20 protein-coding genes are annotated in these 20,795 nt (G+C 60.3%); 9 read left to right on the plus strand and 11 right to left on the minus strand.

Going from position 1 to position 20,795, the window contains the following annotated elements; genetic code table 11:
* Nucleotides 1-13 precede the first annotated feature (13 nt).
* The 10 genes from FHT84_RS02480 to FHT84_RS02525 form a co-directional block, all read right to left on the minus strand.
* The gene (locus FHT84_RS02480; RefSeq protein ID WP_112344902.1) at nucleotides 14-853 is read right to left on the minus strand and encodes a mechanosensitive ion channel domain-containing protein; all 840 of its coding nucleotides are present in this window, start codon (nucleotides 851-853) and stop codon (nucleotides 14-16) included.
* Between the two features lie 120 nt (nucleotides 854-973).
* Nucleotides 974-2,440, minus strand: a complete 1,467-nt coding sequence (locus FHT84_RS02485; protein ID WP_183761275.1) for a sensor domain-containing diguanylate cyclase — start codon at nucleotides 2,438-2,440, stop codon at nucleotides 974-976.
* 223 nt (nucleotides 2,441-2,663) lie between these two features.
* Entirely contained in the window at nucleotides 2,664-3,110 is a 447-nt protein-coding gene (gene mntR / locus FHT84_RS02490) for a manganese-binding transcriptional regulator MntR (RefSeq protein WP_112344904.1), read from the minus strand.
* Nucleotides 3,111-3,279: 169 nt separating this feature from the next.
* On the minus strand, nucleotides 3,280-4,284 hold the full coding sequence (locus tag FHT84_RS02495; RefSeq protein WP_183760881.1) for an inorganic phosphate transporter: 1,005 nt from the start codon (nucleotides 4,282-4,284) through the stop codon (nucleotides 3,280-3,282).
* Nucleotides 4,284-4,925: a DUF47 family protein gene (locus tag FHT84_RS02500; RefSeq protein WP_113250421.1), complete on the minus strand. Its 642-nt coding sequence runs from the start codon at nucleotides 4,923-4,925 to the stop codon at nucleotides 4,284-4,286. Before FHT84_RS02500 ends, FHT84_RS02495 begins: the two co-directional genes overlap by 1 nt.
* Nucleotides 4,926-5,090: 165 nt before the next feature.
* Nucleotides 5,091-6,173 carry an LLM class flavin-dependent oxidoreductase gene (locus FHT84_RS02505; protein ID WP_112344907.1) on the minus strand — a complete coding sequence of 361 codons (1,083 nt, stop codon included), beginning with the start codon at nucleotides 6,171-6,173 and terminating at the stop codon, nucleotides 5,091-5,093.
* 87 nt (nucleotides 6,174-6,260) lie between these two features.
* Complete coding sequence (locus FHT84_RS02510; protein WP_112344908.1) at nucleotides 6,261-7,115, minus strand: ABC transporter permease subunit; 855 nt, start codon at nucleotides 7,113-7,115, stop codon at nucleotides 6,261-6,263.
* Nucleotides 7,112-7,900 carry an ABC transporter ATP-binding protein gene (locus FHT84_RS02515; RefSeq protein ID WP_112344909.1) on the minus strand — a complete coding sequence of 263 codons (789 nt, stop codon included), beginning with the start codon at nucleotides 7,898-7,900 and terminating at the stop codon, nucleotides 7,112-7,114. Before FHT84_RS02515 ends, FHT84_RS02510 begins: the two co-directional genes overlap by 4 nt.
* Before the next feature lie 54 nt (nucleotides 7,901-7,954).
* Nucleotides 7,955-8,968, minus strand: coding sequence for a taurine ABC transporter substrate-binding protein (tauA, locus tag FHT84_RS02520; RefSeq protein ID WP_183760878.1), 1,014 nt, complete (start codon nucleotides 8,966-8,968; stop codon nucleotides 7,955-7,957).
* Nucleotides 8,969-9,279: 311 nt separating this feature from the next.
* Nucleotides 9,280-9,918, minus strand: coding sequence for an alpha/beta family hydrolase (locus FHT84_RS02525; RefSeq protein WP_112344911.1), 639 nt, complete (start codon nucleotides 9,916-9,918; stop codon nucleotides 9,280-9,282).
* Between the two features lie 237 nt (nucleotides 9,919-10,155).
* Between FHT84_RS02525 and FHT84_RS02530 the strand changes: the two genes are divergently transcribed.
* The 9 genes from FHT84_RS02530 to FHT84_RS02570 all read left to right on the plus strand — a co-directional run bounded on the left by FHT84_RS02530 (nucleotide 10,156) and on the right by FHT84_RS02570 (nucleotide 20,275).
* The gene (locus FHT84_RS02530) at nucleotides 10,156-10,890 is read left to right on the plus strand and encodes a phosphotransferase (protein WP_112344912.1); all 735 of its coding nucleotides are present in this window, start codon (nucleotides 10,156-10,158) and stop codon (nucleotides 10,888-10,890) included.
* Between the two features lie 322 nt (nucleotides 10,891-11,212).
* Entirely contained in the window at nucleotides 11,213-12,205 is a 993-nt protein-coding gene (locus FHT84_RS02535; RefSeq protein WP_112344913.1) for an LLM class flavin-dependent oxidoreductase, read from the plus strand.
* 23 nt (nucleotides 12,206-12,228) lie between these two features.
* Entirely contained in the window at nucleotides 12,229-13,578 is a 1,350-nt protein-coding gene (locus FHT84_RS02540) for an LLM class flavin-dependent oxidoreductase (protein WP_112344914.1), read from the plus strand.
* 15 nt (nucleotides 13,579-13,593) lie between these two features.
* Entirely contained in the window at nucleotides 13,594-14,790 is a 1,197-nt protein-coding gene (locus tag FHT84_RS02545; RefSeq protein ID WP_112344915.1) for a M20 aminoacylase family protein, read from the plus strand.
* Nucleotides 14,787-15,347: a GNAT family N-acetyltransferase gene (locus FHT84_RS02550; RefSeq protein WP_112344916.1), complete on the plus strand. Its 561-nt coding sequence runs from the start codon at nucleotides 14,787-14,789 to the stop codon at nucleotides 15,345-15,347. Before FHT84_RS02545 ends, FHT84_RS02550 begins: the two co-directional genes overlap by 4 nt.
* A 40-nt stretch (nucleotides 15,348-15,387) precedes the next feature.
* Complete coding sequence (locus tag FHT84_RS31655) at nucleotides 15,388-17,172, plus strand: amino acid ABC transporter permease/ATP-binding protein (RefSeq protein WP_183760876.1); 1,785 nt, start codon at nucleotides 15,388-15,390, stop codon at nucleotides 17,170-17,172.
* Nucleotides 17,173-17,261: 89 nt separating this feature from the next.
* Nucleotides 17,262-18,206 (plus strand): ABC transporter substrate-binding protein, encoded by a 945-nt coding sequence (locus FHT84_RS02560; RefSeq protein ID WP_112344917.1) that lies wholly within the window; start codon nucleotides 17,262-17,264, stop codon nucleotides 18,204-18,206.
* A gap of 119 nt (nucleotides 18,207-18,325) precedes the next feature.
* Complete coding sequence (locus tag FHT84_RS02565) at nucleotides 18,326-19,222, plus strand: ABC transporter substrate-binding protein (protein ID WP_245430490.1); 897 nt, start codon at nucleotides 18,326-18,328, stop codon at nucleotides 19,220-19,222.
* 12 nt (nucleotides 19,223-19,234) lie between these two features.
* A complete protein-coding gene (locus FHT84_RS02570; protein ID WP_183760873.1) occupies nucleotides 19,235-20,275 on the plus strand; it encodes an LLM class flavin-dependent oxidoreductase in 1,041 nt (346 codons plus the stop codon).
* Nucleotides 20,276-20,352: 77 nt separating this feature from the next.
* Here FHT84_RS02570 and FHT84_RS02575 read toward each other — a convergent pair whose 3' ends face one another.
* Nucleotides 20,353-20,790, minus strand: coding sequence for a hypothetical protein (locus tag FHT84_RS02575; protein ID WP_183760870.1), 438 nt, complete (start codon nucleotides 20,788-20,790; stop codon nucleotides 20,353-20,355).
* Nucleotides 20,791-20,795 lie beyond the last annotated feature (5 nt).

Consider the following 20,795-nt stretch of genomic DNA (forward strand, 5'->3'; position numbering starts at 1 on the left):
GGCGTGAAGAGGGTCAATCGGCCGGCCCACTAGGTTCGGTGGGTGATTTGATGGTGATGTCGGGCCCGGTAATCCGGGCCTTCAGCCTTGATACGACATCATGCCGAACATCTGTCCATGATGCCGTGATCGTCCAATATTCGATGTTCAAGACGGTCTGATCGACGGCCAGATCGTCGAGATAGACCTTCGGCGCGGGGGCATTCCTGATGCGCTGATCCGCCTTCAAGACGTCGAGAATGGTCTTGCGGGCAAGGTCGATGTCGACATTTTCACCCAAGGCAACGGACAATTCCTGGCGGCGGTCCGGCTCGCGGCTATAGTTGATGATGGGGGTATTCCAGAGCGTGGAATTCGGCGCCATGAGATAGAGGCCGTCCGCTGTCTTCATCTCCGTTGCAAAGAGCCCGATATCCCTGATGTAGCCTTTGACGTTGGCCGTCTCGATATATTCGCCGACCCGGAATGGCCGCAGGATCAGCAGCATGATGCCAGCCGCGATATTTTGCAGCGTGCCTTGCAGCGCCAGGCCGATCGCCAGGCCGGCCGCGCCTAGAGCGGCAATGATGGAGGCGGTCTGAACGCCGAATTGTCCCAAAACGGTGATGAAGACCAGTATCAGCAGGCTGTAGTGCAGGACATTCTGGAAGAAACTCGCCAGGGTCTCGTCAATACCGCGAATGCGGGAAATGACGCGATAGGCCGAGCGGCTGATAATGCCGGCGAGAATCCAGCCGCCGATCAGAAGAATGATGGCGCCGAGGATCGAAAAACCATAGTGGACGGCAAGTGCAGCGGCCTGATCGAGCGCGGTCCGGGTGGCGACGACGACATTGGTCGTTTGATCTTCCATATGATGGCTCCCTCTTTTCCCGAAGGCCAAATGAGACGTCGCGGTTTTTGTTCCCGGCCATGGGATGCATGAAAATCGGCCATTTCAACTGATTGCGGCATCAGCTCCAGGCCCGACGCGTCAAGCGCCGTGCTTTGCCTGATGTGCGCCCGTGGTGGCGGCCGCGGCGTAGTGAGCTTTCTTCTGTTCGTACATGCCGAGATCCGCGCGCTTGATCATGGATTCCATCATCTCGCCGGGTTGACTCGTCGCAACGCCGATGGAGATGCTGAGCGGCGCGCTCGAATAGAACTGGTTGTTGATCTTCAGCAGTTCGTTGATCGTCTCGACCATCGCGGCAGCCGTGACGTCATCCGCGCCGGGCATGAGAATGGCAAATTCGTCGCCACCGATGCGGGCGGCGTGGTTCGGCAGGGATACGACGCTGTTCAGCACCTCGCCCATCCGGCGCAGCAGCGCGTCGCCGGCGTCGTGCCCACTTTCGTCATTGGCCTCCTTGAGGCCGTTGAGATCGATGATGATGGCCGAAACCGGCCGAAGCGACTTGCGCTCGAGCCTGTTAAGTTCCTCCATATAGAAGGCGCGGTTGAAGAGCCTGGTCAGCACATCGTGCTTGCCGAGATATTCGAGATAGGCCTCCGCCTTCTTGCGCGCGGTGATGTCGGTGAGCGCCACCTGCACCAGAGACCAGTCGTCCTCATAACCGGGAAAGACGGAAAACTGCAGGAGAACGTGGCGCTCCGATCCGTCGAGTGCATAGTTCAGCACCTCACGCTGATGGAAAAGGCGACCATTCCACAATTCCACCAACTGGCCGCGAAAGTGCTTTTCCATGTCATCTCGGAACACTTCGCCGATCCGGTGATGCAGGGTCTGACGATCGGCTGCACAGAAGAGGTCAAGCGTCGCCTGATTGACATCGAGCACGCTGATCTCGCTCATGCATTGCTGTACGAATTCCGGATGCACGTCGAGAAATACCTGAAAGTCGACGATGCCGCGATTGCGGATGCCGTCGAGCAAGATCTTGATACGACTGAAGTCCTCGACCCAAAGCGATACCGGCGAATGCTCGAACAGGCCTTCTGCATAGCGGCGCTGCCGCTCCTCCAGACGCCTTGCTTCCTCGCGTGCCGTCACGTCCTCCGTGGTCAGCAGCAATCTGCTCCAGGATGTCTCGTGGCCCGGCAAGATGACGCCGCGAAGCTGGATATCGAGCCTTCTGCCACCAAGCGTGTAATTGACGGCCGTACCGGAAAACTCGGTCCTGCCCTCCCAGAGGGCGACCAGTTCGTTCACATGGCTTTGCAGCATTTCGTCCCGAAACACTCTGGAAACGCCGGCAGCCAGCACCTCGAAGGAGGGCGCTTCGAAGAGTTCCAGCGTCTTGGCATTGACGGCAAGGAGCTTGATCCGTTGCGAGCAGGCTGCGACGCGCTGTTCATCTGCAAGCAAATATGAGCGCAGGTCCGTGACACCTTCCGCGCGCCAGAGTTCGAACTGTTCCTTGACGCCACTGAAATCCTCCAGCCACATGGCGATGGGGGAAAGGTCGAAAATAGTACTGCTAAGATCCTGGGCGTTCATCATGATTTCCTGCGCCGGCAATAAAACCAATATGTCAAATAGAAAGGCCGGCAGTTCGCTAAGTTCTGCTTAACGAGCATTTGTGAAGCTTGCGTTGATATCGGATATTGGGTCAAGCCGGACCATCGATCGCGGCTTATTTTCAATTCATTCTTGTTAAAACTGTGCCCAAAAAGGCGCTTGGGCGCCATGAACCGTCAAATCTGCGTAATATTTGCAACCGCTAGGTCTTTAAAAAGCGTTCAAACGCTTCGAGCGTCTTTTCGCTGACATGATGCTCGATACCCTCGGCATCGTTTCGCGCGGTGTCGGGATCGACGCCGAGGCGGCAGAGGACGGCTTCCACAACCACATGCCGTCGCCGGGTCGCAACCGCGAGGCGCTGACCTTCCTCGGTCAGAAAGACGCCACGATAGGGGCGCTGGGTGATCAGGTTTTCCTCGGCCAGGCGCTTGAGCATCTTTGCGACCGTCGGCTGCGTTACCCCCAGTCTCTGCGCAATATCGGTCTGACGTGCCTCGCCGGCATGCTCTATCAGGTCGGCGATGAGCTCGACGTAATCTTCCATCAATTCCGTACGTCGATCGTCGCGGCTTTTCTGAAACGCCTCGGCATGTGTCTCCACTTCGGTGGAAGAAAGACGGCTTTCCGGGGCTGCAGGCTGTTTCATCAAGATGGCTCACCTTCGCAAGGCTAAGAAAGTGGTGAAGATACTTAGCCTCGCCTATAAATAAATCGCAAGCGCAATAAAACCCTCACGGCGGTATAATCACCGACAAATGAGGTCAGACTTCGCTCTCCGGTTCCGGGTGTTAAGCGCTGTTTCTATTTTGCGCCGATCAATGGAAGAGTTGAATGATCCAATAGGACAGCGCCGAGATCAGGGCCGCAGCCGGCAGCGTGATGACCCAGGCGATCACGATGTTGCCGGCAATGCCCCACCGTACGGCGGAGACTCGACGGGCGGCTCCGACACCGATGATGGCGCCCGTGATCGTGTGGGTCGTGGAAACCGGTATTCCGAACCAGGTCGCGGCAAAGAGCGTCAATGCGCCGCCGGTCTCCGCGCAAAAGCCCTGCATCGGGTTGAGGCGGGTAATTTTTGAACCCATCGTGTGCACGATCCGCCATCCTCCGAGCAGCGTGCCCAAAGCCATGGCCGACTGGCATGAGAGAACCACCCACAAGGGGACGTGGAAAGCGCCGCCGCCATATCCTTGGGAGTAAAGGAGTATCGCGATGATTCCCATGGTCTTCTGGGCATCATTGCCGCCGTGTCCGAGGGAATAGAGCGAGGCTGAGAAGAACTGCATGACGCGGAAGGTGCTGTCGACGGCAAACGGCGTCTGCCGGACGAAGAGCCATGTCACGGCAAGCACCAGAAACAACGCGAGCATGAAGCCGATGAGCGGCGACATGACGATCGCGCCCGCCGTCTTGAGGACGCCGAGCCAGACGATCGAACTGATGCCGACCTTGGCAAGGCCAGCGCCGATCAGTCCGCCGACCAGCGCATGCGACGAGCTTGACGGAATGCCGAATATCCAGGTGACGATGTTCCAGACGATTGCGCCCATAAGAGCGGAGAAGATGACCGATGCGTCGACGATTTTCGGGTCGATGATGCCCGTTCCAAGCGTCTCAGCGACGTGCAAGCCGAAGAACAGGAAGGCGATGAAATTGAAAAATGCGGCCCAGAGAACCGCATATTGCGGCCTCAGAACTCGGGTCGAGACGATGGTCGCGATGGAATTTGCTGCATCATGAAGGCCATTCAGGAAGTCGAAGAACAGCGCTGTGGCGATGATTGCCACCAGCAGCGGAAAGGCGAGCGAGGCCTCCATCAGACACTCTCGATCACGATGCCGTTGATCTCATTGGCGACGTCTTCGAAGCGGTCGACGACCTTTTCCAGCTCGCCATATATCTCGCTGCCGATGATGTAGGCCATGGCGTTGGAAGCGCCGTGTGTGCGGAAGAGATCCTTCAGGCCCTGTTCGTGCAGCTCATCGGCATAACCTTCGGCCTTGACGATCTCTTCCGTGATGGTCGCAAGCCGCGTGGCATTGGTGCCCATGCGATCCAGCAACGGCACCGCTTCGGCAACGAGATGTGCTGCCTTGACGATCACTTCGCCCATCTGCTGCATGAGGGGATCGAAGCTCTTCTGCTCGAACAGGCGTATGGTCTTGACCGTTTTGTGCATCATGTCGATGGCGTCGTCCATCGACATGATCAGATCCTTGATGTCGCCGCGATCAAAGGGGGTGATGAAGCTCTTGCGCACCGCAAGCAGCACGTCGCGCGTGATATCGTCGGCTTCATTTTCGAGCTCGACGATCCGCCGGCACTTTCCCTCGATGTCATTGCCGGAAAGCAGGGCGTTCAGCGCCTCGGCGGCACCCACGATCGTGCGCGAATGCTGCGCAAAGAGATCGAAGAATCGATCCTCGCGTGGCATGAGTTTGCGAAACCAGCCTAGCATCAAAGCTCCATGCGTCTATTGTCACGAAATCGTCATAATTGACAAAGTGCGGCTTGGAAAGGCTGGGAAGCATTATGTTTTCAGACCTTGCTGATGTTTATTGTGGACGCTGAGATGCCCGGCGTCGAGCCTCCATTCAAGGTGGACAGTTTTTTCGCCGCCGGATTACGCCGAAACGTGCTCGCGCAGGAGCGGCAGTAATTGGGTGCCCTGCCGTTCGATTTCCGAAAGATAGGGCGTGTCCGAGAGGACAAAATGCGTGATGCCCAGATCGCGATATTTGCGCAGCGAACGAGCAACATCCTCGGCCGAACCGACCAGCCAGGTGGTGCCTGCCCCTCCGCCGCCGAACTTGCCCGGTGCGGTGTAAAGATTGTCATCGAGCACCTCGCCGCGCGCGGCGAGATCGAACAGCCGCTTCTGGCCGACGGCGACCGATTGCCGATGATCGTTCCAGCGAACACCGTTGCCTTTGGCCATGTCGGCAACTTTCGCTTCGGCATCCGCCCAGGCCTGCTCCGTCGTGTCGCGAACCAGCGTCGTGATGCGCAGCCCGAACTGCAGTGGCGGGAGATCTCGATCGAGTTCTCTGCTCAAGGCCTTGAGCCGGCCGATCCTTTCACCGATGTCGGCGAGCGGCTCGCCCCAGAAAAGCTGAACATCGGCCTCCGTGGCGGAGACGCGCTCCGCTGCATCCGATGCACCGCCGAAATAGAGCTTGGGATGCAGGCGGTCACCGCGAGGCTGGATGCGTGGCGCGGCAGTGGAGTCGTTCACGCGAAAATGTTCGCCCTCATAGGAGACATTCTCTTCCGTCCAGAGTTTGCGGATGAGCCGCATGAACTCCTTGGTGCGGCCATAGCGATGCGCCTGGTCGCCTTCGCTATCGCCATAGGCGGCAAGATTGTCCTTGCCCGACACGATATTGACGCGCACGCGGCCGCCGCTCAGGTGATCCAGCGTGGCGGCAGCGGAGGCGAAATGCGCCGGCCGCCAGTAGCCGGGCCGGATCGCGATCAGCGGCTCGAAAGTGGTGGTGCGGGCGGCAAGTGCGGTCGCCACAGTGAAGGTGTCTGGACGGCCCCATCCGGTGCCGATCAGCGCTCCTTTCCAGCCGTGATCTTCGAGCGCCCTGGCATGACTGGTGAGCGTCTCCAGGCTATTGTGGTTTGCGACGGTGGAGTCGCCGCGATGACCCGGTTTGACGTCGTTGGGGATGTACCAGAGAAATTCGCAATTGCTGCTCATGCCTGTGCCTGTCAGTCTTCTGAATCCGCCGATGGGACTTGATGATGAGGAAAGCCGTGAGCGACATCGGCTCACGGCTGTCCATGGTTAAAGCTTGCCCTTCCAGGGAACGAGTACGGCTTCAAGGATGCGGACTGCGGCCGAAAAGGCGAATGCGCAGGCCGCGATGATGCCGATACCGACGAAGACGACGTCGGTGGCAAGGAATTGCGACGCCGACATGATCATAAAGCCGATGCCGCGGGTCGAAGCGATGAGCTCTGCCGCCACCAGCGTTCCCCAGCCGATGCCGAAGGCGATACGGACGCCGGTCAGGATTTCCGGCAGGGCCGAAGGCAGCACCACGGCGAGGAAGAGCTGCAGCCGGCTTGCGCCCAGCGACCGGGCGGCATTGACGCGTTCGAGCGGCAGCGAACGGACGCCAGCCTGCGCGGACAGGCAGATCGGGGCAAACATGGCGAGCACGAGGAGCGTGATCTTCGAGGTCTCGCCGATGCCGAGCCATATGATCATCAGCGGCAGATAGGAGAGGGGAGGCAAGGGCCAGTAGAATTCGATCGGCGTATCCAGAATTCCCTTTGCCCAGCGGCTGAGCCCCATCAGCAGGCCGACGGGAATGCCGACGATGATCGCGATGACCGCCGCGGCGACGATACGAAACAGGCTTGCCAATATATGCTCGGAAAGCGAAGCGCCGGCATAGCCGTCACGATAGACGACGCCGATCTGCGTCAATACCTCATCCGGGCGGGGCAGGAAGAGATGCGACACCAGGCCGAGCTTTGCGACCAGCCACCATAGCGCAAGACAAACGATTGCCGTTGCGATGCTGATGGTAACGGTAGGCTTCTCGCCGACCCCGAAACCTGGGATGCGAACCAGCTTTGGCCGCTCTTCCTTCCCGGACGCCGCGATCGTGCGCGTCTCGATGATATCGCTCATGCCGCGCTCCTGATGTTGTCAGCGTCGTGAAGAATGCTGCGAATTTCCTCGCGGAGATTGCCGAACTCGGGCGATGTGACGATCGCCCTCGTGTCGCCGCTGGCGGCGAAGCGATGCACGAAATCGAGCTCGAAGCGGGCAACCACGCGTCCAGGCCGCGGAGACATGACCAATACTTCCGTGCCGAGAAACAGCGCTTCCTCGATCGAATGGGTGATGAAGAAAATGCGCTTGTCGGTTCTCGCCCAGATCGACACCAGCAGTTCCTGCATCTGCTCGCGCGTCAGGCTATCGAGCGCGCCGAAGGGTTCGTCCATCAGCAGGATATCCGGGGCGGTGGCGAGGGCGCGGGCAATGCCGACGCGCTGCCGCATGCCGCCCGACAATTCATAGGGCAGAGCATTGGCAAAATCGGTCAGGCCCACGAGCCGTAGCAGCTCGGCTGCGCGATCCCGTCGTTCCCGCTTTCCCAATCCGGCAAATTGCAAGCCGAGGGCGACATTATCGATCACCGTTTTCCATGGCAGCAACGCATCCTTCTGGAAGACGACGCCACGATCGGCGCCGGGGCCGGTGACGGGCCTGCCGTCGAGCGTGATCTTTCCCTCCGAAAGCGGCAGGAAGCCGGCGATCGCATTGAGCAAGGTGGATTTGCCACAACCGGAGGCACCGAGCGCCACAACGATACCGCGCTCGGGAATGTTGAAGGAAACGCGGTCGAGCGCGTGAACGGTTCTACCGTCACGCGCCGCGAAGAAAACGCTGGCATGGTCAACTTGAAGCATGGGGCCCTCAAAGGTTCGACACCGACGCGACGAGCGCGCCGGTGTCAGGGAGGATCAGTTGCTTGCGCTGATAAGCGCGTCAGCGGTGACGAAGGCGCTGTAGCTCGGCAGAACCTCGGAGACTTTCCCCTGGCTCTTCAGGAAGGTCGCCGTGTCCTTGAGGATCTTGGCTGCCCCGGACTTGTCGCCGCCGCCGAGCCAGTCGGCCGATGCCTGCACGTCAGGCGTCAAGAGGGTGAGGTTTTTCAGTGCTGCAGCCTGCTGATCAGCCGTGCCGCCCAGAAGCTTGGCGAGCGCTTTTGCGTTCTCGCTCTCCGGTCCCCATGCGGCCTTATCGGCGGCGAAGGAGGCGTAGTACTTGTTGATCACCGACGCATAGGCCTTCAGGAACTGCGGGTTGTCGGCCGCAAATTTCGAGGTTGCGACCCAGGCGGAGAATGTCGGAGCGCCCTTATCGGCGACGTCTTTGGACGTCACCAGCACCTTGCCGTTCTTCTTCAGCTCGGTCAGTGCCGGATCCCAGACGAAGCCGCCGTCGATATCGCCGCGATTGAAACTTGCGACGATTTCCGGCTGCGGAACGGCAAAGACCTGCACGTCCTTCTCAGTCAGACCGAGGGACTTGATAAGGGCGAGCAGCTGGTAGTGATCGGTCGAAACCGGTGCTGCCGCGAGCTTCTTGCCCTTTAGATCGGCCAGCGTGTTGATGCCGGAGCCGTTGCGCACCACAAGGGCTTCATCGACGCCCGAGATGGACGACAGGTAGAAGGCTTTCACCTCCAGCCCGCGCGAAGCGGCTGCCGCAAATGGGCTCGAGCCGACGTAGCCGATCTGGACGTCGCCGGATGCGATGGCGGCAAAGATCTCGGCTCCCGAGTTGAATTTGCGGAAGTCGATCTCGTAACCCGTCTCCTTCGCGAAATCGCCATTGGCGATCGCGACCGAGGAGGGCAGGGCATCGGTTTGGTAACCGACGACGACCTTCTTGTCGGCCGCAGCAGCAATGGTTGCCGCGGAGATGCTGGTGAGGCTTATGGCAGCGGCAGCAATCAATCTCTTGAACTTCATGTGTATCCCCCTGGCCGGATCGGGATTCTCCGGCGGTTCCCTGAGTGCGATGAGTAAAGCCTAGCGAAAAAGGGGGGAGGATCGACAGGAATAACAAACTATTTTTATAGACTATAATGGGATTTGTTTGTCTGAATCCATCATACGCACAGCGGCGGCATATTTCCGCCGAGGAAAAGCGAAGAGCCACGCTGGAGCCGGCATCCAGGACGGATCAGGCTGAATCGAAGAGGCGGCCCTACATCATGCGTGCGATCTCGCCGCTGAAACGCTTGCCATCTCGGCTTGAGGTTGCCTATTCCTTCTACCGATCAATGCAGCGCGGCGGCCCATCGGGCTACGTGATCGGCAACGGTTGCGATATGTTCCGCGGAGGTGAGACCGGATACGGCCTTTCGTGGCGCGAAGTCATGGTCTCCATCCTCCAGCCAGAGAATCTCGATCATTTGGGAGAGTTCGTACGTGGAGACTTCTTCCCGTGATCCGAATAGGTCGCGAGTTCCCTGACAGATGAGAGTAGGCGTCTTCATGTCTGCGAGATGGGCGGTTCGCAGCTTCTCCGGTTTTCCTATCGGATGGAAGGGATAGCCAAGACAAAGCAGTCCGGAAATCTGTCCCGCATTGCTTAGATCGTCCGCGATCATACTCGCCACACGTCCGCCCATGGATTTTCCCGCGATGACGAGTGTCCCCCGCGAACCGACTTCATCGATCACGGCTTTGAATTCCTGATTCAGGAGCTCTGCCCGAGGCGGCGGAGACCGCTTCCCCGAAGAGCGTCGTGCCGACATGTAATCGAACTCGAACCGGATAATTCGCAAGCCTTTGTCGGAAAGCGCTGCAGACATGGCTTCCATCCATTTCGTGTCCATTGCGCCACCCGCCCCATGCGCGAGAAGGATAGTGATCTTGGCGTCTTCGGGACCTGTGACGAGCAGTTGGTAAGGCATTCAGCATTCTCCCGGTTCGTAGCGTCGCAGGTCAAGCGCTGCGCTGCTGGCGCCTTGTTAGCAAAGCTCGGATTCGATGGCGAGAGACCACAGCTTTGAAGGGGCATGGCAGGCTGCTGGAGATCCCCGAAGCGGAATGACTACGTTGACTTGCGGAGCTTGCTAGGTTCACGTTAGTTGACGTTGTCCGCTCTTGCAGCCAATTAAGTGAAATCCAACTACGCAAGGGTGTTGCCGATGGGATGGGAAGCACTTGGACAATGGGGTGACGACGCAGTTCGCATCGAACCGCTCACCGGCGGCATTGCGAACGACGTCTGGAGCGTTCGCGTCCATGGGCGGATTGCGGTCGGTCGTCTCGGCTTCAGGTCCGACGCTGATCTCGCATGGGAAACGGAGCTGCTCCAATACCTCGATCGTGCGGGTATGACCGTTCCAGTACCGATCCCGACGACCGACGGCCGTCTGTTCGTGGACGGTCTGGTGGTGATGAAATACATCGAAGGCGGACCGCCGGAGACGAGATCCGACTGGCGTCGCGTCGCCGATACGCTGCGCAAGCTGCATCGGTTGACGCAGGGATGGCAGCAGCGCCCCGGTTGGAAATCCTCGACCGACCTCCTGCATGCCGAAACCGGAACGAGGGTCAACCTTGCCGCGATGCCGCCCGAGGGCGTTGCTCGATGTCGAACGGCGTGGGCACGGCTCGTCGGGCGCCAGACATGCGTTGTCCACGGCAACCCAGGCAATCCTGTCAACATCCGCATGGCTGCGGATCACGTCGCATTGATCGACTGGGATGAGTCTCACGTCGACGTCCCCGATCTTGATCTGGTGCTGCCCGACAACGCTGCCGATCTCGACAACGACGCTTATGATATCGCCGCGCAAGCGTCTGCCGCATGGGAAGCCACTGTCTGCTGGAAGGACGAGTACGCAGTCAGGCGGCTCGCCGAAGTTCGAGCGGTCTGAGCGGTTTCGGCAGATCGATACGCGCCGGAACATCCGGCGACTGAATAGGTCAAACTGCAAGCCTTAATCACGCCGCATCCCTAACTCCCCCATCCTGCAGCTATTTCGCGTCTGTGACCTTTTGAAAGGCACAAGCTGCCACCAACCCCGGCTCAGGTGGCATTTGCTATGCCTCCATGCCCATCCCAGTCGGCCACTGCCGATTTTTTCCGCATCCGGCGAAAGAAAAAGAAAGCTGTTTCTTAAATAACTTAAAATCTATGATTTTTATAGACTATAGCGCTCGATGGTCGGCATTGGACGCAAACATGGATGAAACGGCATGTCTTATCTCCTTAGCCTTCTCGACAAAAGCCCGATAGAACAGGGGCTCAGCGCCACCGATGCGCTTGGCGCCACGACGCGATTGGCCATCAGGGCCGAAGAGCTTGGCTATCATCGCTTCTGGGTCGCCGAGCACCACAATATGGCGAACCTCGCCAGTTCAGCGCCGGAGGTTCTGATCGCCTATCTTCTCGCCCGAACCTCGAAGATCCGCATCGGCTCGGGCGGCGTGATGCTGCAGCACTACAGCGCCTACAAGGTCGCGGAGGCCTTCAATCTCCTGGCTTCGCTGGCGCCCGGCCGTATCGATCTCGGCGTCGGCAAGGCGCCGGGCGGTTTTCCGCTCTCGACCCGCGCATTGCAGCGCGCCTTCGATCCTGAGAAGAAGCCGGACTTCGCCGAGCAGCTCTCCGACATCAACACCTACCTCGCGGCCGATCCTCATTCCGATGGCGCGCTGGCGACGCCTTTCCCGCCGCGCTCGCCTGAGCGTTTCCTGCTAGGCGCGAGTGTCGAAAGCGCGAAGCTCGCGGCAGAGAAGGGCTGGAGGCTGGTGTTTGCCGGCCATCTGAATGGCGATCCGGAAAATCTGAGGAAGACCTTCGAAGCCTATGACCATGCCAGCGGCGGCAAGGTGCCGATCCTGGCGCTCGCCGCCTTCGCCGCCGAAAATGAGGCCCATGCCCGTGAGCGCGTCGGCCAGCTGCGCATCGTCAAGCTTTTCCTGCCCAACGGCCAGAGCGTCAATGTCGGCACCCAGGAACAAGCGGCGGAATTTGCGCGCCAGGCGGGCTTTTCGGAGTTCCGGACTGAGGAAAAGGTGCCAAGCGTGCTGCATGGCACGGCGGCGCAGATCCGCGGCGAACTCGACGCGCTCCACAGCCGCTACGGCGTCGAAGAATTCGTGCTCGACACGCCGGCGCTGCCCGCTGCCGAACGGCTGAACTCCATAGAATTGCTCGCCAAAGAGCGCCTTTCTCTCGTTGCCTGAGCGCCTATCCCAGGAGGATCATCATGACTCAAAAACACGTCACCTTCGGTATCATGCTGCAAGGCCCGGGCGGCCACATGAATGCCTGGAAGCATCCGAGCGTACCGGCCGACGCCAGCACCAATCTCAACTTCTTCGTCAAGACGGCCCGAAAGGCGGAGGAGGCGGGGATTGCCTTCGCCTTCGTTGCCGACGGACTCTATATCAACGAACAATCGATCCCGCATTTCCTCAACCGCTTCGAGCCGCTGACCATCCTGTCCGCGCTCGCCGCCTTTACGACGAAGCTTGGCTTGGTCGGCACGGTTTCGACCTCCTATAGCGATCCCTTCACCATCGCCCGGCAGTTCGCCTCGCTGGATCTCATCAGCGGCGGCCGTGCCGGCTGGAATGCCGTGACGTCGCCGCTCGAAGGCTCCGGCCGCAACTATAGCCGCGAACATCCCGAGCACGAGTTGCGCTACGAGATCGCTGATGAATATCTCGATGCGATCAAGGGCCTGTGGGACTCCTGGGACGACGATGCCTTCGTTCGTGATCGCGAGAGCGGCGTCTACGCCGACAAGTCCAAGCTGCATCGCCTGAACCACAAGGGCCGGTTCTTCCGCATCGAAGGCCCCCTCAATATCGGCCGCTCAAAGCAGGGGCAGCCGGTGGTGTTCCAGGCCGGTGCATCGGATTCCGGTATCCGGCTCGCCGGCAAGCATGCCGATGCCGTCTTCACCAATGGTGGGCCGCTCGACGATGCCAAGATCTTCTACAAACAGGTGAAGCAGAGCGCGATCGCGCATGGCCGCAGTGCCGCCGATGTCGGCATCTTCCCAGGCATCGGACCGATCGTCGGCGCGACGCAAGAGGAGGCGGACGCCAAATACCAGGCGATCCGCAATCTCGTCACCATCGAGGAGGCACTCGCCTATCTCGGCCGCTTCTTCGATCATCACGATTTCAGCGCCTATCCGCTGGACGAGCCGTTCCCCGATCTCGGCGACATCGGCCGCAACAACTTCCGTGCCACGACCGATCGCATCAAGAAGACCGCGCGCGAGAAGGGGCTCACCTTGCGCGAGGTGGCGCTCGATGCCGCCACGCCGCGGACCTCCTTCATCGGCACCGCCGAGCACATTGCCAATGAGATCATCCGCTGGATGGACAAAGAAGGTGCGGACGGCTTTATCCTCGGCTTCCCGGTGATCGGCGAAGGCTTCGATGATTTCTCGAAACATGTCCTGCCGATCCTGACGGAGCGCGGCTATTTTGATCCCGCGCTCAAAGGCGAGACGCTGCGCGACCACCTTGGCCTGCCATTCCGCGAGAGCCGCTATGCGGCAGGGCAGGATGGCATCGAACCCGCAAAGGCCATGGGCGCCTGAGCCTGGACGATCGCCATGAACGCCATCATCAAGCCCGCTTCAGTCACCGATCAAATCGAGACGAGGATCGCCGCCTATCTCGATGAGATTGTCGCGCTGAGACATGATCTGCACCAATATCCCGAGCTCGCCTTCCAGGAGCACCGAACCGCCAAGAAGGTTGCATCGCTCTTGTCGGACTGGGGCTACGACGTTGCCACGGGTATCGCCGGTACCGGTGTCGTCGCGACCCTCAAGCGCGGCGATGGCAAGCGTAGCATCGGTATCCGTGCCGATATGGACGCGCTGCCCATCGAGGAGGCGACCGGGCTCGACTATGCCAGCAGCAATCCAGCGGTCATGCATGCCTGCGGCCACGATGGGCATACTTCGATCCTGTTGGCAGCCGCCCGCTATCTCGCCGAAAGCGGCAATTTCAGCGGCACGCTGCGGCTGATATTCCAGCCGGCCGAGGAAATCGGCGCAGGTGCGCGCAAAATGCTGTCGGAAGGACTTTTCGATCGGTTTCCGGTCGATGCGATCTTCGGGCTGCACAATTGGCCCGGCGTCCCGACGGGACAGTTCGGCTTCGTTGCCGGCCCGGCAATGGCTTCCGTCGATCAGGCTGTGATCAGGATCGTCGGAAAGGGCGGTCATGGCGCCGAGCCGCATCGCGCCGTCGATCCCGTGCTGGCTTCGGCCTCCTTCATCACGGCGCTGCAAAGCGTGGTCTCCCGCAATATCGATCCGCAGGATATGGCGGTTGCGACCGTGGGCTCCATTCACGCGGGCTCGGCTTCGAACGTCATTCCCGAAAGCGTCGAGATGAAGCTGACCATGCGCGCCTTCAGCGAGCAGGTGCGCACAAGGCTGCAGGAGCGGATTCCCGCGCTCGCGCGTGCGCAGGCGGAAAGCTTCGGCGCGGTTGCCGAGGTCAATTACCGCCTCGGTTTCCCGGCACTGATCAATCATGCCGATGAAACCGCCTTTGCCCGCAATGTTGCTTTGCAGACGCTTGGGACCGCCGCCGTGGAAACGGACTTCCGGCCGCGGACGGCAAGCGAGGATTTCGCCTTCATGCTGGAGGCGAAGCCAGGGAGCTATCTCTTTGTCGGCAATGGCGACAGCGCGCCTCTGCACAGCGCCCAATACGATTTCAACGACGCCATCATAGCGCCCGCAGCCCGTTACTGGGTGCGGCTCGCCGAGACTTTCCTCGCGGACAACAGGTGACGACCGACATGAGCGATACGTTTCTCTATACGACCCCGCTCGATCCACGCGCCAAGCCGCTGATCGACGAACTGATCCATGAATATGACAGCCGCTACGGCAACTATTTCAATGCCGAAGGGGCGGCGGCGGAACTCAATCGCTATCCGCCGGAAGCCTTCGCGCCCCCGGATGGCAATTTCCTGCTCCTCTTGCGCGATGGCGAAACGATCGGCGGCGGAGCCTTCAAGCACTATGACGACCAGACCGCCGAATTCAAACGGATCTGGACCCGGCACGATCTGCGGCGGCAGGGATTGGCGCGGAAGTTGCTGGTGGAATTGGAAGCACAGGCCGGGCGACAGGGTTATCGCCGTATCTATTTGACCACAGGCTTCCGTCAGCCCGAGGCGGTCGGCCTTTATCTCACCAATGGCTACACCGCGCTCTTCGACACGTCGGTGGATCCGGAGATCTACAAGAGCCTGCCTTTCGAGAAGGATATCAGCCATCTGGCCTTGTCCTATGTCGCCGAAGCTTCCGGCTCCCCACGGCGACTGGCCGCTGCCGGCCGATAGCGGAAACAGGATCAATCACAATCATAAAGGGGTAAGCATCATGGCGCTGACGACGGATTTTGCAGGTGTCGATCGAGGCACTGGAGCCGCCGAGACGAAGACTGACTATTCGCGTTATCGCATCGTGCCCGCAAGGCACCCCGGACGCGCGGCCGGCACGATCTTTGCCGCGCTCGTCATAGCGGTCGTCCTCTATTCCACTTTCACCAATCCGCGCTGGGGCTGGGGTGTCTTTGCCCAATGGTTCTTTGCGGAGCCGGTGCTGGTAGGCCTTGGCAGGACGCTGCTTCTGACGGCGCTTGCGGCGGTATCAGGCTCCATCCTCGGAACGGCCTTGGCGCTGGCGCGCGTATCGAAGTCGCCGCTGCTTGCAAGCCTCTCCTGGGGCTATATCTGGCTGCTGCGTTCGATCCCGATGATCGTGCTGCTGCTGGTTCTCAACAATCTCGGCTATCTCTATGAAACTATTAGCGTCGGTGTTCCGTTCAGCGACAAGGTGCTGTTTAATTATCCGACCACGCAGCTGCTGACGCCGTTTGCCGCGGCCTTTCTCGGCCTGACGCTGAACCAATCCGCTTTCCTTGCTGAAATCGTGCGTGGCGGCATTCTGTCGGTCGATCAAGGTCAGTTGGAAGCGGCTGCATCCCTCGGCTTGCCTCGCCGCCGCCAGGCGTTCCGCATCGTCCTGCCGCAGGCGATGCGCTCCATCCTGCCGACGGGCTTCAACGAGATCATCGGCCTCGCCAAGAGCACGTCCATGGTCTATGTGCTCGCTCTGCCGGAACTGTTCTACACGGTACAGGTCATCTATCGCCGCAATCTGGAAGTCATTCCGCTGCTGATGGTGGCAACCGTCTGGTATCTCGTCATCATGACGGTGCTGTCGATCGCGCAGCACTATATCGAGCGTTATTTCTCCAAGGGTGCGGTACGCAATCCGACGCCCTTGCCGTTCCAGGCATTCTTCAAACGCTTCGAGCGGCCGCTGCCTGCCGCCGCGGCAGGCACCAGATCGGACACCGAGGCACTCGCCGCTTTTCGGAGCGCGACGGATCTTCGTGCCAAGGGTGGTGCCGTACGCATCCATGGCATTTCGAAGAGCTTCGGCACGCTGAAGGTCCTGGAAGATGTCGAGCTCAACCTGCCGGCCGGCAGCGTCACAGCCATTATCGGCCCGTCGGGCTCGGGAAAATCGACGCTGCTGCGTGCGATCAATCATCTCGAGCGCGTCGACAGCGGCTTTATCTCAGTGGACGGCGAGCTTGTCGGCTACACGCAGAAGGGCGAGGTGCTCTATGAGCTCAAGGAGAAGGATATTCTGAAGCGCCGGACCGACATCGGTATGGTCTTTCAAAACTTTAACTTGTTCCCGCATCTTACTGTTTTGGAAAACATTATCGAGGCGCCGGTTCAGGTGCGTGGGGTGAGCCGCGACGAAGCAACCGTCTTTGCGCAGGAGCTTCTCGCCCGCGTCGGGCTCAGCGACAAGATCGATGCCTATCCCCGCCAGCTCTCCGGCGGCCAGCAGCAGCGCGTCGCTATCGCCCGTGCCTTGGCGCTGCGGCCGAAGGTGCTGCTGTTCGACGAGCCGACTTCGGCACTTGATCCGGAACTCGTCGGCGAGGTCCTCGATGTGATCAAGGAGCTGCCGCGTACCGGCACGACCCTTGTGATCGTCACCCATGAGATCGGCTTCGCCCGCGAGGTGGCGGATACCGTCGTCTTCATGGAAGGCGGGCATATCCTCGAAACGGGTTCGCCAAGCCAGATCTTCAACGATGCGAGACATCCGCGCACCCGCGCCTTCCTCGCCAAGGTTCTCTAGCAGCAAGCAGGTATTGGACACTCTGACGCAAGAGGCGCCCGAGTAACCACAACAATATAAACAACCTATAATTGAAAAGGAGTAGGGAAATGACATTCATTGAGAGAGTGAAATATGTCGCTGCCGGCGTCCTGACGGCGGTAGCGATGAGCTGCACGGCAGCGGGTGCGGCCGAGAAGTTCAACCTCAGCCCGGACACGTCCAATCGCGTCCGCGCCGAGAAGGACGAGGCGGCGATCAAGGCGATTGCGCCGGGCTTCAAGTTCGTCAATCCCGGCAAGTTCACGGTCGCGATCAACCCGTGGGATCCGCCGATCGCCACCTACGCGACCGATGCCAAGACGGTCGTCGGCACCGATCCCGATATCGCACAACTGCTTGCCGACTCCCTCGGCCTGCAGCTCGAGCTGGTGCCGGTCGCCTGGGAGGACTGGCCGCTCGGCGTCTCCTCCGGGAAATATGATGCCGTCATCTCCAACGTGACGGTCACGGAAGAGCGCAAGCTGAAGTTCGATTTCTCGACCTATCGCAGGGACGTGCTCGGCTTCTATGTGAAGGCCGACAGCAAGATCACCTCGATCAAGGAGCCCAAGGATGTCGCAGGTCTCAAGGTGATCACCGGCGCCGGCACCAATCAGGAGAAGATCATTCTCGAATGGGACCGGCAGAATGTGGCAGCCGGCCTGAAGCCTATCGAGGTGCAATATTACGATGACCGCGCCGCCGCCGATCTTGCCTTGCAGTCCGGTCGTGCCGATGTCGAGTTCAATCCGAATGCGACGCAGGCCTATAAGGCCGCCATCAACGGGACGAGGAAGCTTGTCGGCACCGTCTCCGGCGGCTGGCCGCTAACGGCCGAAATCGCCGTGACGACGAAAAAGGGCGCCGGCCTTGCTGATGCCATCACCCTCGCACTCAACGATCTGATCAAGGACGGCAAGTATGGCGAAGTGCTGAAGCGCTGGAGCCTCACTGCCGAAGCGATCGATCAATCCAAGACCAACCCTGCGGGCCTGCCGAAGAGCGGTTCGTAACGTTGGTCGGGCGGACCGGCGTCAGTGGGGCTCACGCCGGTTTGCTCCCATCCATCTCAAATGGAGATACAGGTTCCGTGACTATCCGCACTATTTTCAGAACTGCGTTTGCTGCCGCAGTGGCACTTGCCTTCACCGGTCTCGCGCCGGCAATGGCAGCCGAAGATTTCGATCTGAGCCCGGAACAGCCCGGACGCCTTCACGCGGCGAAAAATGAAGCGGCGATTGCCGCTATCCCAAAGGATTTCAAGTTCGTCACACCAGGCACATTTACCGTGGCGGTCGCACCAGGCGGCCCGCCGCTCGCGACCTATGCGACGGATGCCAAGACGGTCGTTGGCGCCGATCCCGATTATGCCTATGCCGTTGCCGATGCGCTCGGCCTCAAACTTGAGCTCGTGCCAGTCGCCTGGATCGACTGGCCGCTGGGGCTGACATCGGGCAAATACGATGCCGTGATCTCCAATGTCGGCGTCACCGAGCAGCGCAAGGAGAAGTTCGATTTCTCCACCTATCGACAGGGCCTGCACGGTTTCTTCGTCAAGAACGACAGCAAGATCGGCTCGATCAAGGAGCCGAAGGACGCAGCCGGCCTGCGCATCATTGTCGGCGCCGGCACCAATCAGGAGCGCATCCTGCTGAAATGGAGCGATGAGGATGTCAAAGCCGGCCTGAAGCCGATCGAGCTGCAATATTACGATGACGAGGCCGCGAGCCTTCTGGCCCTCCGCTCGGGCCGTGCCGATGTCATCGTGCAGCCGCACGCCCAGCTGGTCTACATCGCGGCTCGCGACAAGAACATCAAGCGCGTGGGTACGCTAAGCGCCGGTTGGCCGGATCACTCGGACGTCGCGATCACCACGCGCAAGGGCAACGGTCTCGCGGCAGCGCTCACCATCGCAACGAATGGGCTGATCAAAGATGGCACCTACTCCAAGATCCTTGACCATTGGCATCTTGCCGAAGAAGCCTTGCCGAAGTCGGAAACCAATCCGCCGGGCCTGCCGAAATTTTGAGGAGACAGCCGCATGAGCCGCCAAGCCCCATCGATCAGCCATATCGGCTTTCTGACGCCGGGAAATTATCCGGATGAGGATCCGCTCGCCGGCCTGGAGCAGACCCTGCAATTGCTCGAATACGGAGAGCAGAGGGGTTTCAACAGCGCCTGGGTTCGCCAGCGCCATCTGGAGCCCGGCATCTCCTCGGCCAGCGCCTTCCTCGCTGCCGCGACGCAGCGCACGCGCCACATCGAGCTTGGCACCGCCGTCATTCCCATCGGCTACGAAAGCCCGTATCGCCTTGCCGAGGATCTGGCGACCGTGGATGTGCTGTCACGTGGACGATTGAATATCGGCTTGAGCGCCGGGCGGCCGCTGCATGCGGATCTGATCGGGCCGCTTGCCTTCGACGGCGATTGGGAGAGCCACGATTTCTCCCATCAGAGGGTGCTGCGCTTTGCCGACAATCTGAGGGGCACTTATCTCGGCAATCAGGATACGGTCATCAAGACGCCGTTCGGCCCGCAGCGTCCGCGCCTCCAGCCCTATGCGAAGGGGCTGATCAATCGCATCTGGTATGGCGGCGGCTCGTTGCGGTCCGCCGCATGGGCCGGCCGCAACGGCTTCAATCTCCTTATCGGCAACGTCACGACGGGCGAACAGACCGACGATTTCTTCGTTGCGCAATCGCGTCAGCTGGAAACCTATCGCGCGTCCGGAGGCGATACGCGGCGGGTGGCGCTCGGCCGGGTCATCGTGCCTTTCGACAGCGCCGACGCGATCACCCGCAAACGCTATACGGACTATGCCGCCGGCCGCTACGAGCGCACGCTTTCGCCGCAGGGCGAGCGGCGAACCCTCTTCGCCCGCGATGTCTTCGGCTCATCGGATGAGATACTGGAGCGCCTGCGCAAGGACCCGATCCTTACCCATGTGAGCGAATTCCGACTGGAGCTGCCCTATGAGTTCCACGATGAGGAATACCGGCAGATCATCCATGATTTCGTGACGCTGATCGCTCCGGAGCTTGGCTGGAAGGAGACCACGCTTCTGCGGCGGACCGCATCCTGAGGGTAGCATAACGGCAAGACCGGGCCCGCGGGATAAAGGCCGCCCGGTCTGCATGGCGGCGCGCTATCCGCGATGCGCTAGGGAATTTGCCGGCCCATAGGCGATGTCGTGGTTTCGCTGCCTTCGAGGATTCGCTTCGCAAGCCGCAGCGCTTCCTCTTGCGACGCGACGAGCTCCATTCTGGTGCCGAACGCCTTTGTGGCAAGAGCCATCTGCACTTGGATGGCGACGCGCTTGGTGGGATTGGCCTCGATCCCGATCACCGCCCTGCAAATGGCCGCAAGCGCCGTCTTATTCTTCTTCAGCCATATGCCGCGAACTTTGCGGTCCTCGTGATCTTCGGCTGCCTGGTCGCCATCCATGATGACGACGAAGGGCATGGAGATGGCGAGCATGGCGTCCATCTCCCGCTCCCATTGTGCGGCATAGCCCGACCGTACGGACCCTGCCGATTGGCGGACGATCGGCCATAGGGAGACATCGTGAAAGGTGAACGTGGAGACGTCGATAGTCATGCTAT

This window comes from Rhizobium sp. BK289 (genome assembly GCF_014193575.1).
GTDB classification, from domain to species: Bacteria; Pseudomonadota; Alphaproteobacteria; order Rhizobiales; family Rhizobiaceae; genus Rhizobium; species Rhizobium tropici_C.

Coding starts and splice junctions, on each gene's coding strand:
- FHT84_RS02480 (WP_112344902.1), bottom strand. CDS start 853: ATGGAAGATCAAACGACCAATGTCGTCGTCGCCACCCGGACCGCGCTC.
- FHT84_RS02485 (WP_183761275.1), bottom strand. CDS start 2,440: ATGAACGCCCAGGATCTTAGCAGTACTATTTTCGACCTTTCCCCCATC.
- mntR (WP_112344904.1), bottom strand. CDS start 3,110: ATGAAACAGCCTGCAGCCCCGGAAAGCCGTCTTTCTTCCACCGAAGTG.
- FHT84_RS02495 (WP_183760881.1), bottom strand. CDS start 4,284: ATGGAGGCCTCGCTCGCCTTTCCGCTGCTGGTGGCAATCATCGCCACA.
- FHT84_RS02500 (WP_113250421.1), bottom strand. CDS start 4,925: ATGCTAGGCTGGTTTCGCAAACTCATGCCACGCGAGGATCGATTCTTC.
- FHT84_RS02505 (WP_112344907.1), bottom strand. CDS start 6,173: ATGAGCAGCAATTGCGAATTTCTCTGGTACATCCCCAACGACGTCAAA.
- FHT84_RS02510 (WP_112344908.1), bottom strand. CDS start 7,115: ATGAGCGATATCATCGAGACGCGCACGATCGCGGCGTCCGGGAAGGAA.
- FHT84_RS02515 (WP_112344909.1), bottom strand. CDS start 7,900: ATGCTTCAAGTTGACCATGCCAGCGTTTTCTTCGCGGCGCGTGACGGT.
- tauA (WP_183760878.1), bottom strand. CDS start 8,968: ATGAAGTTCAAGAGATTGATTGCTGCCGCTGCCATAAGCCTCACCAGC.
- FHT84_RS02525 (WP_112344911.1), bottom strand. CDS start 9,918: ATGCCTTACCAACTGCTCGTCACAGGTCCCGAAGACGCCAAGATCACT.
- FHT84_RS02530 (WP_112344912.1), top strand. CDS start 10,156: ATGGGATGGGAAGCACTTGGACAATGGGGTGACGACGCAGTTCGCATC.
- FHT84_RS02535 (WP_112344913.1), top strand. CDS start 11,213: ATGTCTTATCTCCTTAGCCTTCTCGACAAAAGCCCGATAGAACAGGGG.
- FHT84_RS02540 (WP_112344914.1), top strand. CDS start 12,229: ATGACTCAAAAACACGTCACCTTCGGTATCATGCTGCAAGGCCCGGGC.
- FHT84_RS02545 (WP_112344915.1), top strand. CDS start 13,594: ATGAACGCCATCATCAAGCCCGCTTCAGTCACCGATCAAATCGAGACG.
- FHT84_RS31655 (WP_183760876.1), top strand. CDS start 15,388: ATGGCGCTGACGACGGATTTTGCAGGTGTCGATCGAGGCACTGGAGCC.
- FHT84_RS02560 (WP_112344917.1), top strand. CDS start 17,262: ATGACATTCATTGAGAGAGTGAAATATGTCGCTGCCGGCGTCCTGACG.
- FHT84_RS02570 (WP_183760873.1), top strand. CDS start 19,235: ATGAGCCGCCAAGCCCCATCGATCAGCCATATCGGCTTTCTGACGCCG.
- FHT84_RS02575 (WP_183760870.1), bottom strand. CDS start 20,790: ATGACTATCGACGTCTCCACGTTCACCTTTCACGATGTCTCCCTATGG.